The sequence below is a fragment of the Pseudomonas sp. S5D5 genome, from assembly GCF_003013355.1.
Lineage (GTDB): Bacteria > Pseudomonadota > Gammaproteobacteria > Pseudomonadales > Pseudomonadaceae > Aquipseudomonas > Aquipseudomonas aylmerensis.
The window spans coordinates 1,944,804-1,956,979 of sequence record NZ_PTEO01000001.1 but is presented as its reverse complement, the minus strand read 5'-3'; the positions used below and the strand labels follow the sequence as shown (position 1 = coordinate 1,956,979).

Here is a 12,176-nt window from a genome sequence, read left to right as displayed (position 1 = left end):
TCAACGTGCCGCCGTCCGTGAAGCCCTGGAACTGGCGGGTTTATAGCGACGCCACGCGGAGGAGTCGGACTCCCAAGGGGCGTCGACCCGTTGTTGATGCCGATAGAACGTCACGCGGCCTGCCAGTTGCTGTCGATGCCGATACAGCCAGCGCAGCTCAGAACCCGTGGCAGAAACCGCGGACTTATTGATCACAACGTCCATGTCCAGATCATCCAGAGCAAAGTGCGCCTGGCGCAGGCTCTGAGGGTCCGTCAGCGTCTTCAACGCCGACTTGCTGGCGCGGCTGACCAGCTTGTGCTGGAACGCACTCAAGTTCACATCTATGTAGCCTTCAAGGGTGCGTTCGAAGGAATAGTCACTGGAAGAAAAATCACTGACGAATTTCTTCGCGAACTCCCGGTTGGCGGTGGTCGATGTGCAGCCCGAATACTTGGACACAATAGCGCCATAGAATTGCCGTGCGACCTGCCCGCCTTGCTCTGCGATCGTTTGCTCATACTCGGACTCGCCGATCCTGTCGAGCCCGCGCCGAATGTACGCGTCGACACTTACGGCCAGCGCCGCAGTTGCCGCCCCCATCTCCTCGACGCCGAAATAGGCAGCCATTATGTCCCCGCGTGCCGTCAGCTTCGACCAGAAGCTGCGATAGATTCGCACGGTGTTGGCCAAGCCGAAAAGAATATCGCCTCGACTGGGTTGGAATTGCTCGCCAAAAGACACTTGCCCGCCATCAACATCCCTGAACAGCAAGGGGTTGCCCAGGGTCATCGCATACAGGTTCAGGCCGTCCACGTCGCCCAGCGGGTCCGGGCTGATCCAGCGTTGCAGCCACGGCGCGTAATACCGCGATCCGTAGTAATACAACCCTGTCGCATCGCGCTCCTTACCTGCATAGCGGCGAACCTTATAGCGAGCTCGCTGCGTATCGTTGGTAGCCCACCACGCCGTCGCGCCATAAGGATAATAATGCTCCTGGCTCAGCAACTGGGCCTGCTCGTCCAGTTCCAGCAAGCTGCTATTGAGGTGATCGAGGAGGCTGAATTGCATGTGCTCGTCTTTCATATCGCTGGGGCGACCCTGCTCCCATTGCAACACCGTGACATGACCGCCGCCGATATCGATCTCCAGCACGTTCAAGCGCTTGCCTGCTTGTGCATGCAGGCGCAATCCCGGCAAGTAGCATGTCAATTGTGTATGGGGTTTCCCCGCGACCTGCTGGCTTCTGATTTTGGCTGCCCGTTGGCCCTGGCCGTCGTAGAGGTAACTTTCCACATCCGGATCACCCTGCTCACGCCACACCTGAGTCACATGGGTGAGCTGATTCCGCACGTCCCAGCCTAACTGTTGGCCGCTGCCGAGCACGTGTTGGTTGCCATTGGCATCAAACATCATTGCCCATTGCCGCGGTGCACCGTCAGTCACCGGCAAGGCGCGATTGCTGCCCGCAGCGACACGCATGTCCCGGGTATGACCGGCTCCGCTACTCGGCACATGGCGAAGACTCGTCAAGTTGCCATGTTCATCGTAACGGTAATGTTGGGTGTAATTGCGCCAGAGCCCGGTGTCAGTTGCACCGAACGTCACCCGTCCCGGCGCAGCCTGGCCACCGCTGTTGCCGGCATTTTCCCGACCGGTGGCCTGGGTCAGCTGGTACAGACTGTCGTACTGGTAGCGGTTGACCGCATCAATACGCGCATTAGTGTGCCATTGCGTCGGCTGCGCCTGGTCGCTGAGGCTGAGGATGTTGCCTACCGGGTCGTACTCGTACACAAGGTCCTGTAAAGGCTTGGCGGCCTCGCCCTTGCGATGCACCGTCAGTTGCAACAGACGATTGTCCTCAGCGGCGTATTTCGCCAGCTTGGTAACGCCATTGCCCATCCGTTCGGAGATCACCAGACCGCTGGCGTTGTACACGCGCTGGTTCGTCAAAACCTGGCGTGAGCCGCCACGGAGGGTCAGCGCAACCTCCTTCAGCCAGCCTTGCTGCCCATAGAGCCAGTGCCGACGATTGCCCTGGGCGTCGACCTGCTCCAGCTGCGCGCCCAAGGCATCGTAGCGCCAGGTCGTAGTGTGGGCCTTGGGCTCCAGCTGTTCGGCTTGTTCGTCATGACTGGATGGCCAGTCAACTGCGGACGCATCCAAGCGAAACCGTCGAGTCTGCTGCGTGACGCTTCCATCGATCCCGTACTCATCCATCAACAAGACACCGGCCGGGTCCGCGTGGCGAATCAGCCGACCACAACGGTTGCCGGCCGCCTCGGCGGGTTCGGCGGCCGCATAGATCAGGCGCTCGACACAACGCGGCCGCGGCTCATTCGCTGCCTGTTCAAACACGGCCACTGGGCGTAACAGGCGGTCGTAGCGCCGCTCGTGATGAGCTAGACGCGAATCCCAGCGATGCAACAGCTGCCCTGCTTCACCATGTATCAGCAGGCGCCAGCCGGCATCGGCGCTCTCGGTGCGCACAGGCTCGCCCGACAGGCTGTAAATGGTCGACTGTGACGCCACACCCGCAGCGCCGCGCGCAAATTGCCGTGGGTCCCACTGGCTGAGCAAAAGACCATTGGCCCCAAAAACCTGGCGGGTGACCCGTGCCTGCGGAGCCTGCGTCACGCTCTCACGATGATAGTGAACAGCACGCACAGCCAGCCCGCGAGGATCCATGGCCTTCAAGGTCGGTGTATTTCGATGCAAAGAAGTGGACATAAACTCATGACCTGATCAGCTAAGGTCAAAAAAGTCTAGGGAACCCCTTTAGGGCGTGGGGGTACTGCGAGGATGTTTTATGTGTCTAATTACAGGCACAGGATACGGCAACCTGCGAGCGCGAACACGCCGCGCCCGCAGGCCTTGGGCTGCGGGCTCAGTGCCCGCCGGCGCAGGTCGGCGAGGCCGGGGCTGCGTCGATTTTCGCCCATTCTTCAGGCGTGTAGGTGTGCAGCGCCAGCGCATGAAATTCGCTCATCAGGTCACCCAGGGTGGCGTAGACCTTCTGGTGGCGCTTGACGCGGTTGAGCCCCTCGAACTGCGGGCTGACCAGTACGGCCTTGAAGTGGGTTTGCAGCCCACGGCTGTGCATGTGGCTTTCATCCAGCACGCTCAAGTGGTCCGGGCCCAGGGCGGCAAGTGCCGTTTCGATACGCTGTTGCATGCTCATTCCTGCTTACTTCTTCTTGGCCGGTGCGGCGGCTTTTGGCGTCAGCTCGTTGGTCATGTCTTCCAACAGCTTGTTCACCACCGGTACGGCGCTTTCCAGTTTTTCCTGGGTCATCTGGGCCGATTGCTGGGTCAGCTGCGGCATTTTCTCGAGGACTTTCTTGCCCAGTGGCGACTGGTAGAACGCGACTAGGTCCTTGAGCTCGGATTCGCTGAAGTTGCTGGTGTAGAGCTTGACCATGTCCGGTTTCAGCTTCGGCCAGCCGATGGCCTGGTCGAGGGCGGCGTTGGCCTTGGCCTGGTAGCTGTCCAGTACGGACTGCTTGGCGGCAGGCGCCTTGGTCTGTTCGAAACGCTGGGCGAACATTTGCTGCACTTGCATGTACACCGGGGTACCCAGCTTGTCGGCGTGGGCCAGGGTAAGGAAGGCTTCGGCGCTGGCGTTGTGGCTGGCGGTATCGGCAAAAACCTGGCCGCTGGCGCAAACCAGAGCAACCGCGGTACAGATGGCACGAAGACGAGTCATCGAGTTTCCTTTTCTAGCAGGCGAGGTAAGACCCCAAGGGCGCCCATTCTGCGCCTAAAAAACGCTGCGGCTCAACCCCGGGCCTTGTACGGCCTGGATTGGCACGGGATGAATCCGATGAAAAGTCTTTTAGGGAACCCCATAGGCCCATCAAGGCCTAAACTGCGCAAACGAACCTGAAGGAGTGTGCCCGATGAGCCGTATCGAAACCGACAGCCTGGGAGAAGTCGCCGTCCCGGATGACGCTTACTGGGGCGCCCAGACCCAACGTTCGCTGGTGAATTTCGCCATCGGCGAGCAGCGCATGCCGCTGGCGGTGCTGCACGCCCTGGCCCTGGTGAAGAAGGCCGCCGCGCGGGTCAACGACCGTAATGGCGATTTGCCCGCCGACATCGCCCGCCTGATCGAACAGGCCGCCGACGAAGTGCTCGCCGGCCAGCATGATGACCAATTCCCGCTGGTCGTCTGGCAGACCGGCAGCGGCACCCAGAGCAACATGAACGCCAACGAGGTGATCGCCGGCCGTGCCAACGAGCTGTCGGGCAAGACCCGCGGCGGCAAGAGCCCGGTGCACCCCAACGATCACGTCAATCGCTCGCAAAGCTCCAACGACTGCTTCCCCACGGCCATGAGCATTGCGGCCGTGCAGGCGGTGCACACCCAGTTGCTGCCGGGCATCGCCAATCTGTCCGGCGGCCTCGCGGAACTCGCCGCGCGGCACATGAAACTGGTGAAGACCGGCCGCACCCACATGATGGACGCCACGCCGATCACCTTTGGCCAGGAACTGTCAGCCTTTATCGCCCAGCTTGACTACGCCGAACGCGCCATCCGCAGCGCCCTGCCCGCCGTGTGCGAGCTGGCCCAGGGCGGCACCGCCGTCGGCACCGGGCTGAATGCGCCGCATGGTTTCGGCGAGGCGATTGCCTCCGAGCTGGCCGCGCTGTCCGGCCTGCCGTTTGTCACGGCGCCCAACAAATTCGCCGCGCTATCCGGACACGAGCCACTGGTGACCCTGCACGGCGCGCTGAAAACCCTGGCCGTGGCCCTGATGAAAATCGCCAACGACCTGCGCCTGCTGGGCTCGGGCCCACGCGCCGGGCTGGCCGAGGTCAAGCTGCCGGCCAACGAGCCCGGCAGTTCGATCATGCCCGGCAAGGTCAACCCGACCCAGTGCGAGGCGCTGTCGATGCTGGCCTGCCAGGTGTTGGGCAACGACGTGACCATCGGCATTGCCGCCAGCCAAGGGCACTTGCAGTTGAACGTGTACAAGCCGGTGATCATCCACAACCTGCTGGAGTCGATCCGCCTGCTGGCCGACGGCTGCAACAACTTCCAGGAGCACTGCATTGCCGGCCTCGAGCCCGACGCCACGCAAATGGCCGAGCACCTGGAGCGCGGATTGATGCTGGTCACCGCGCTCAACCCGCACATCGGCTACGACAAGTCGGCGGAGATTGCCAAGAAGGCCTACGCCGAAGGGTTGACGCTGCGCGAGGCCGCCCTTGAACTGGGCTACCTCACCGATGCAGAGTTCGACCAGTGGGTTCGCCCGGAAAACATGCTGGGCGCCTAAGACGCCATGCGCAGCCGCCGGGCCTTGAGCCCGGCGAGCAGCGAGGGGGCCAGCGCCACGGCCGCCGAACCGAGCATCACCACCAGCGCGCCGAAATATCCCAGCGCGTTGATTTCTTCTGCCTGCACGTAGTCCGGCCACAGCCAGGCTGCCAGCGCCACCGCGACAAATGTCACCAGCGGCGTCAACGCCAGCGTCGCACTGACCCGCGAGGCCTCCCAATGGGCCAGGGCTTCGGCAAATGCGCCGTAGGCCACCAAGGTGTTCATGCAGCACGCCAGTAACAGCCAGCCTTGCAATGGGCTCAGGTCCAGCGCTTCCAGCGGATGCGCCCAGGGAGTGAGCAGCACCGCGCAGGACAGGTAGATCACCATCATCACCTGCAGCGAATTCCACACCGTCAGCAACTGCTTCTGGCCGAGGGCGTAGAACACCCAGATCGAGGTGGCGAGCAGGATGGTCAGCACGCCGGCGGTGTAAGTGCCGACAGACGTGAGCAACTCCTCCAGGCGCTGGTTGAAAAACAGCCCAAACCCCACGATCAACACCACCAACCCAAGCACCTGCCCCCGGCTGAAACGCTCCTTGAACACAAACACGCTGGCGATCATCAGAAAGATCGGGCCCATCTGCACCACCAACTGTGCGGTGCCGGGGCTGAGCATGTTCAGGCCCACCAGGTACAACACGTAGTTGCCGACCAGCCCGCACACGGCCATCGCCACCAGCCAGCCGCCCTTGGGGCCGAGCACTTTGCGGCTGGGCAGGCGCTTGGTGGCCGCCAGGTACAGGAACAGGCAACTGCCGGCGACCGTCAGGCGAAACCAGGTGACGGTGACCGGGTCCATCACTTGCAAGACCTGTTTGAGCTTGACCGGGAGGATGCCCCAGAGCAGCGCGGTCAACAGGGTCAGGCAGAAACCGTAGACCCAGCGGCCGGAAGAGATGTGCATGAGTGCCCCAGATGCCAGAGGAAGTGGAACGGGCATTCTAGGGGCAAGCAGAAGGATTGGGCTACGGCGCAATTCAATTGTAGGAGCCGGCAAGCCCGCGCCTACATTGGCGGGTGATCTAGCGGACGGCCTCGAACAGACCGGTGGCGCCCATGCCGCCGCCCACGCACATGGTGACGATGCCGTAGCGCAGGTTGCGCCGCTGCAGTTCCCGCACCAGGTGCCCGACTTGCCGCGAACCGGTCATGCCGAACGGATGGCCGATGGAAATCGAGCCGCCGTTGACGTTGTACTTGGCGTTATCGATTTCCAGGCGATTGCGCGCATACAGGCACTGGGAGGCGAACGCTTCGTTGAGTTCCCACAGGTCGATGTCCGCCACCTGCAAGCCACGCGCCTTGAGCAGCTTGGGCACCGAGAACACCGGGCCGATGCCCATTTCGTCCGGCTCGCAACCGGCCACGGTGAAGCCGCGGAAAAACGCCTTGGGCTTGAGCCCCAGCGCCAGGGCTTTTTCCAGGCTCATCACCAGTGTCATCGAGGCCCCGTCGGACAACTGCGACGAGTTGCCCGCCGTCACTGAGCCGTCTTCGGCAAACACCGGCTTCAACCCGGCAAGGCTCGCCAGGGTGGTGTCCGGGCGGTTGCAATCATCGCGATCGACCACGCCATCAAGGACCTGCACCGCGCCGGTGTTCTTGTCCTCGACCTTGTACTTGACCGCCATCGACACGATTTCATCGTCGAACAACCCGTCGGCCTGCGCCTGGGCCGTGCGCTGCTGGCTTTGCAGCGCATAGAGGTCCTGGTCTTCGCGGCTGACATGGTAGCGGCGCGCGACGATTTCGGCGGTCTGGCCCATGGGGAAATAGATCCCCGGCACCTGCTCCTTGAGCAGCGGGTTGATCAGGTTGTCGGTGTTGACGCTTTTCATGGTCAGGCTGATGGACTCGACGCCGCCGGCGACGATGATGTCGCTGCAACCCGAAGCAATCTGGTTGGCCGCAATCGCAATCGCCTGCAGGCCCGAGGAGCAGAATCGGTTGAGGGTCATCCCCGCCGTGCCGGTACCCAGCTGCGAGAGCACCGCCACATTGCGACCGATGTTGTAGCCCTGGGCGCCTTCGTTGGAGCCGGCGCCGACGATGCAATCCTCGACACTGGCCGGGTCGATGCCGTTACGGGTCAGCAGTGCGTTGACGCAATGGGCCGCCATGTCATCCGGGCGGGTCTGGTTGAACTTGCCGCGAAAGGACTTGGCCAGGCCGGTTCGCACACTGTCGACGATCACTACTTCACGCATGGGCTACCTCGATCTTGTCGTTGTTGGGAGATCAATCGAGGATAGATCCGCGCCCGCCCGGCCGCGATGATCATTCACCTGGCATATACAAAAGCATGGGGTGGTGCGCGGGTTTGTAATGGGGGGGGCTGTTGGGCAGTGGGGTTGTTGTGCAGAAGTCTAGTTGTGCGGGAGGTTGTTGTGCAGCGGGTTTGTAGTGCAGAGAGTTTGGGTGGCCGGGCCCTTGTGGTGAGCAGGCTTGTCCTGCGTTGGGGCGCGAAGCGGCCCTCACCCCAGGCACTGCAGTGCTTCAGTTAGAAGGGGTGGGCAGGGTTTAGGTGGCCAAGCCCTTGTGGTGAGCAGGCTTGCCCTGCGTTGGGGCGCGAAGCGGCCCTCACCCAGGCAATGCGGTGCTTCAGTCAGAAGAGGTGGGCAAGTTTGGGGCTGCTGCGCAGCCCAACGCGGGGCAAGCCCGCTCGCCACAAAAAAGCGGGCTCTCCACTGTCCACTAAAAGCTGGCTGTCCACCACGCGGGTTTGGAGTACAGAGAGTTTAGGTGGCCAAGCCCTTGTGGTGAGCAGGCTTGTCCTGCGTTGGGGCGCGGAGCGGCCCTCACCCAGGCAGTGCGGTGCTTCAGTCAGAAGAGGTGGGCAGAGTTTGGGGCTGCTGCGCAGCCCAACGCGGGGCAAGCCCGCTCGCCACAAAAAAGCGGGCTCTCCACTAAAAGCTGGCTGTCCACCACAAGGGTTTGTATTGCAGAGAGTTTGGGCGGCCAAGCCCTTGTGGTGAGCAGGCTTGTCCTGCGTTGGGGCGCGAAGCGGCCCCGGCCCCAGGCACTGCAGGGCTTCAGTTAGAAGAGGTGGGCAGGGTTTGGGGCTGCTGCGCAGCCCAACGCGGGGCAAGCCCGCTCGCCACAAAAAAGCGGGCTCTCCACTAAATACCAGCTTTGTCCACCATAGCTGTCCACCACAAGCCAGCTCTCCACCTCAAGCCGGCTGCCTCGCGCTTATTTCTTTTTCTTCTTGTCGTGCTTGTCGCTTTTCTCGAATGCTTCTTCCAGCGCGCGGTTGATGGTGCGCAGCACTTTTACCCGCGCCCAGCGCTTGTCATTGGCTTCCACCAATGTCCAAGGCGAGACCTCGGTGCTGGTGCGGTCGACCATGTCGCCGACGGCGGCGCGGTAGTCGTCCCACTTTTCGCGGTTGCGCCAGTCGTCTTCGGTGATCTTGAAGCGTTTGAACGGGATTTCTTCGCGGGCCTGGAAGCGTTCCAATTGGGTTTGCTTGTCGATCGCCAGCCAGAACTTGACCACGATCACCCCCGCATCGCGCAGTTGCTCCTCAAAGTCATTGATCTCGCCGTAGGCGCGCATCCAGTCGGCCGGGGTGCAGAAGCCTTCGATGCGCTCCACCAGCACGCGGCCGTACCACGAGCGGTCGAACACAGTGAACATGCCGCGCGCCGGGATCTTCTGCCAGAACCGCCACAGGTAAGGCTGGGCGCGTTCATCCTCGCTCGGCGCGGCAATCGGCACGATGTGGTACTGACGCGGGTCCAGCGCCGCCGCGACACGCCGGATCGCGCCGCCCTTGCCCGCCGCGTCATTGCCTTCAAATACGGTCACCAGGGCGTGCTTGCGCATGCGCTTGTCGCGCATCAGGCCGGAGAAGCGGGCCTGCTCGGTAATCAGCTGTTCTTCGTAATCGTCCTTGTCCAGGCTCAGCGTCATGTCGAGGCTGTCGAGCAGACTCTTCTGGTCCACCGAGGCCAGCAGCGGCGCCGGGTTCATGCCGCTGGCCTTGCCCTTGGCCTGCTTCAGGGCATTTTGCAGGCTTTCGAGCAGGATCTTGCCCACGGTAAGACTGCGGTAGTGCGCATCGACGCCTTCGATCACGTGCCACGGCGCGTAGTCGCGGCTGGTGCGGCGCAGGATGCGCTCGCCAAAATGCACGAACTTGTCGTAAGTCGCGGACTGCTGCCAGTCCAGCGGGCTGATGCGCCAGCTGTGCAACGGGTCGTCGGCCAGGGCCTTGAGGCGCGCTTTCATTTGCTTCTTGGACAGGTGGAACCAGAACTTGAAGATCAGCGCGCCTTCATCGCAGAGCATTTTCTCCAGGCGCTCGGCCCCGGCGATGGCCTGGTCGAGCCGCGCATCCTTGATTTCGCCATGCACCCGGCCCTGCAGCATCTGGCTGTACCAGTTGCCGAAAAAGATGCCCATGCGGCCCTTGGCAGGCAATTGGCGCCAATAGCGCCAGGCCGGTGGGCGGGCCAGTTCTTCGTCGGTCTGCTGGTCGAAGGTGCGCACCTCGATCAGGCGCGGGTCCATCCATTCATTCAGCAGTTTGACCGTCTCGCCCTTGCCGGCCCCTTCAATGCCGTTGATCAGGATGATCACCGGAAAACGCTTTTGCTGCTGCAGCTCGTACTGCACCTCCAGCAACGCTTCGCGCAGGGCCGGGACTTCGGCGTCGTAGGTGTCTTTGTCGATGGCGTGACCAATTTCGGCAGATTCGAACATGGGCGGCTCCGTTCCAGAATTCAGCAAGACTAGCGGATTGGGCAACGACACGCGGGAGGAAATTCCACTGCCGCTTGCCATGGATCAATGCGTTGGTAGTTGATCGGCTAGAATGGCCGCCTTGCCGTTGCCTGCTTCGTTGATGATGAGCCGCCCATGACCCCCGTATTGCCCAACGCCCAGCTCGACTGGGATGACCAAGGTCGCCCGCACTCGCGAGTGTTTGACGACGTGTACTTCTCCGATAAGTCCGGCCTTGAAGAAACCCGCTATGTGTTCCTCGAGCAGAACCGCTTGCAGGAACGCTTTGCGGCCCTGCCGGTGGGCGGGCGGCTGGTGATTGGCGAGACCGGCTTCGGCACCGGCTTGAACTTTCTCTGCGCCTGGCAGTTGTTCGAACAGCACGCCGTGGCCGGTGCGCGCCTGCATTTTGTCAGCGTGGAAAAGTACCCGCTGAGCCACGCCGACCTGCAGCGCGCCCTCGCCCTCTGGCCGCCACTGCAGCCCTTCGCCGAGCAACTGCTGGCCCAGTACATCGCCATTCATCCAGGCTTCCAGCAACTGGTGCTGGATAACGGCCGGGTGACCCTGACCCTGCTGGTCGGCGATGTCATGGAGCAATTGCCGCAACTGGACGCCCAGGTCGACGCGTGGTTTCTCGACGGCTTCGCCCCGGCGAAAAACCCCGAGATGTGGACCGCCGAGCTGTTCGCCGAACTGGCACGCCTGGCAGCCCCCGGCTCGACCATCAGCACCTTCACCAGCACCGGCTGGGTACGGCGCCTGATCAATGCCGCCGGTTTCAAGATGAAGCGCACGCCGGGCATCGGTCATAAATGGGAAATCCTGCGCGGTGAGTTTCTCGGCTGGCCCGCCGAGACGCCCGCGCCGGCCGCGGTCAAACCCTGGTTCACGCGCCCTCCCGCGCTCCATGGCGAGCGCCACGCCCTGGTGATCGGCGGTGGCCTGGCCGGTTGCGCCAGCGCCGCCAGCCTGGCCGCACGCGGTTGGCAGGTCAGCCTGCTGGAGCGGCATGAGGCCCTGGCCCAGGAGGCCTCCGGCAATCCGCAGGGAGTGCTGTACCTCAAGCTGTCCGCCCACGGCACCGCCTTGTCGCAGATGATTGTCAGCGGCTTCGGGCATACCCGGCGCCTGCTGGAACACCTGCACCGGGGGGTGGATTGGGATGGCTGCGGCGTGCTGCAACTGGCCTTCAATGCCAAGGAGGCCGAACGCCAGGCGCAACTGGCCGGGGCGTTCGCTCCGGACTTGCTGCACCTGCTGGACCGGGATCAGGCCCAGGTGCGCGCCGGGGTTGGCCTGGAGCATGGCGGGCTGTTTTTCCCCGAAGGTGGCTGGGTGCACCCGCCCGCCCTCTGCCAGTGGCAGGCACGCCACTCCGGGATCAATGTGCTGGCCCATCGAGAGGTGCTGGAGCTGCGCAAAGTCGACGACCATTGGCAGGCCTGGGACGGTGAGCAGTTGCTGGCCAGTGCCCCGGTGGTAGTGCTGGCCGGTGCCGCCGAGGTCAAGCGTTTTGCTGCCAGCGCCGCGTTGCCCCTCAAGCGTATTCGCGGGCAAATCACCCGGCTGCCCCAGACCGCCGACAGCCAGGCCTTGGCCACGGTGGTGTGCGCCGAAGGTTATGTGGCGCCGCCACGCCTGGGTGAACACACACTGGGGGCCAGCTTTGATTTCCACAGCGATGACCTCGCCCCCACTGCTGCCGAGCATGCCGGCAACCTCGAGCTGCTGGAGGAAATCTCCCCGGAACTGGCCCGGCGCCTGCAGGCGGCCAGCCTCGCCCCGGATGCCTTGGAAGGCCGCGCTGCATTTCGCTGCACCAGTCCGGATTACCTGCCGATTGTCGGCCCGCTCGCCGATCCCGAGGCCTTCGACCTGGCCTACGATGCGCTGCGCAAGGACGCCCGCCACGCTCCGCAAGCCGCCTGCCCGTGGCTGGACGGTCTGTACGTCAACAGCGGCCACGGCTCGCGGGGCCTGATCACCGCACCGCTGTCCGGCGAGCTACTGGCAGCCTGGCTGGACAACGAGCCGCTGCCCCTGCCGCGCAGTGTGGCCGAGGCCTGCCACCCGAACCGCTTCGCGGTGCGGGCCTTGATTCGCAGCAACGCCGTGAAAAATCCGCGCTGAGCGCA

8 protein-coding genes are annotated in these 12,176 nt (G+C 63.2%); 2 read left to right on the top strand and 6 right to left on the bottom strand.

The features are described from left to right. The 3 genes from C9990_RS09305 to C9990_RS09295 all read right to left on the bottom strand — a co-directional run bounded on the left by C9990_RS09305 (position 1) and on the right by C9990_RS09295 (position 3,685). Complete coding sequence (locus C9990_RS09305; protein WP_106803078.1) at positions 1-2,709, bottom strand: RHS repeat-associated core domain-containing protein; 2,709 nt, start codon at positions 2,707-2,709, stop codon at positions 1-3. Positions 2,710-2,866: 157 nt separating this feature from the next. Then, positions 2,867-3,160 carry a BolA family transcriptional regulator gene (locus tag C9990_RS09300; protein WP_065904311.1) on the bottom strand — a complete coding sequence of 98 codons (294 nt, stop codon included), beginning with the start codon at positions 3,158-3,160 and terminating at the stop codon, positions 2,867-2,869. A gap of 6 nt (positions 3,161-3,166) precedes the next feature. After that, entirely contained in the window at positions 3,167-3,685 is a 519-nt protein-coding gene (locus C9990_RS09295) for a DUF2059 domain-containing protein (RefSeq protein ID WP_025855033.1), read from the bottom strand. 193 nt (positions 3,686-3,878) lie between these two features. Here C9990_RS09295 and C9990_RS09290 point away from each other — a divergent pair, with 193 nt between their 5' ends. After that, entirely contained in the window at positions 3,879-5,261 is a 1,383-nt protein-coding gene (locus tag C9990_RS09290) for a class II fumarate hydratase (RefSeq protein ID WP_065904309.1), read from the top strand. Here C9990_RS09290 and C9990_RS09285 read toward each other — a convergent pair. The 3 genes from C9990_RS09285 to pap all read right to left on the bottom strand — a co-directional run bounded on the left by C9990_RS09285 (position 5,258) and on the right by pap (position 10,017). Continuing rightward, entirely contained in the window at positions 5,258-6,214 is a 957-nt protein-coding gene (locus C9990_RS09285; protein WP_065904307.1) for a DMT family transporter, read from the bottom strand. The two genes, C9990_RS09290 and C9990_RS09285, sit on opposite strands and share 4 nt — an antisense overlap. A 118-nt stretch (positions 6,215-6,332) precedes the next feature. Then, the gene (locus C9990_RS09280; protein ID WP_106803077.1) at positions 6,333-7,517 is read right to left on the bottom strand and encodes a thiolase family protein; all 1,185 of its coding nucleotides are present in this window, start codon (positions 7,515-7,517) and stop codon (positions 6,333-6,335) included. 985 nt (positions 7,518-8,502) lie between these two features. Continuing rightward, on the bottom strand, positions 8,503-10,017 hold the full coding sequence (gene pap / locus C9990_RS09275) for a polyphosphate:AMP phosphotransferase (protein WP_065904299.1): 1,515 nt from the start codon (positions 10,015-10,017) through the stop codon (positions 8,503-8,505). A 156-nt stretch (positions 10,018-10,173) separates the two neighbouring features. Between pap and mnmC the strand changes: the two genes are divergently transcribed. Then, positions 10,174-12,171, top strand: coding sequence for a bifunctional tRNA (5-methylaminomethyl-2-thiouridine)(34)-methyltransferase MnmD/FAD-dependent 5-carboxymethylaminomethyl-2-thiouridine(34) oxidoreductase MnmC (gene mnmC / locus C9990_RS09270; RefSeq protein WP_106803076.1), 1,998 nt, complete (start codon positions 10,174-10,176; stop codon positions 12,169-12,171). Positions 12,172-12,176: the final 5 nt, after the last annotated feature.

Excerpts from the sequence above, each read along its gene's own strand:
- mnmC (WP_106803076.1), top strand. The coding sequence starts at position 10,174 with ATGACCCCCGTATTGCCCAACGCCCAGCTCGACTGGGATGACCAAGGT.
- C9990_RS09290 (WP_065904309.1), top strand. The coding sequence starts at position 3,879 with ATGAGCCGTATCGAAACCGACAGCCTGGGAGAAGTCGCCGTCCCGGAT.
- C9990_RS09305 (WP_106803078.1), bottom strand. The coding sequence starts at position 2,709 with ATGTCCACTTCTTTGCATCGAAATACACCGACCTTGAAGGCCATGGAT.
- C9990_RS09300 (WP_065904311.1), bottom strand. The coding sequence starts at position 3,160 with ATGAGCATGCAACAGCGTATCGAAACGGCACTTGCCGCCCTGGGCCCG.
- C9990_RS09285 (WP_065904307.1), bottom strand. The coding sequence starts at position 6,214 with ATGCACATCTCTTCCGGCCGCTGGGTCTACGGTTTCTGCCTGACCCTG.
- C9990_RS09295 (WP_025855033.1), bottom strand. The coding sequence starts at position 3,685 with ATGACTCGTCTTCGTGCCATCTGTACCGCGGTTGCTCTGGTTTGCGCC.
- pap (WP_065904299.1), bottom strand. The coding sequence starts at position 10,017 with ATGTTCGAATCTGCCGAAATTGGTCACGCCATCGACAAAGACACCTAC.
- C9990_RS09280 (WP_106803077.1), bottom strand. The coding sequence starts at position 7,517 with ATGCGTGAAGTAGTGATCGTCGACAGTGTGCGAACCGGCCTGGCCAAG.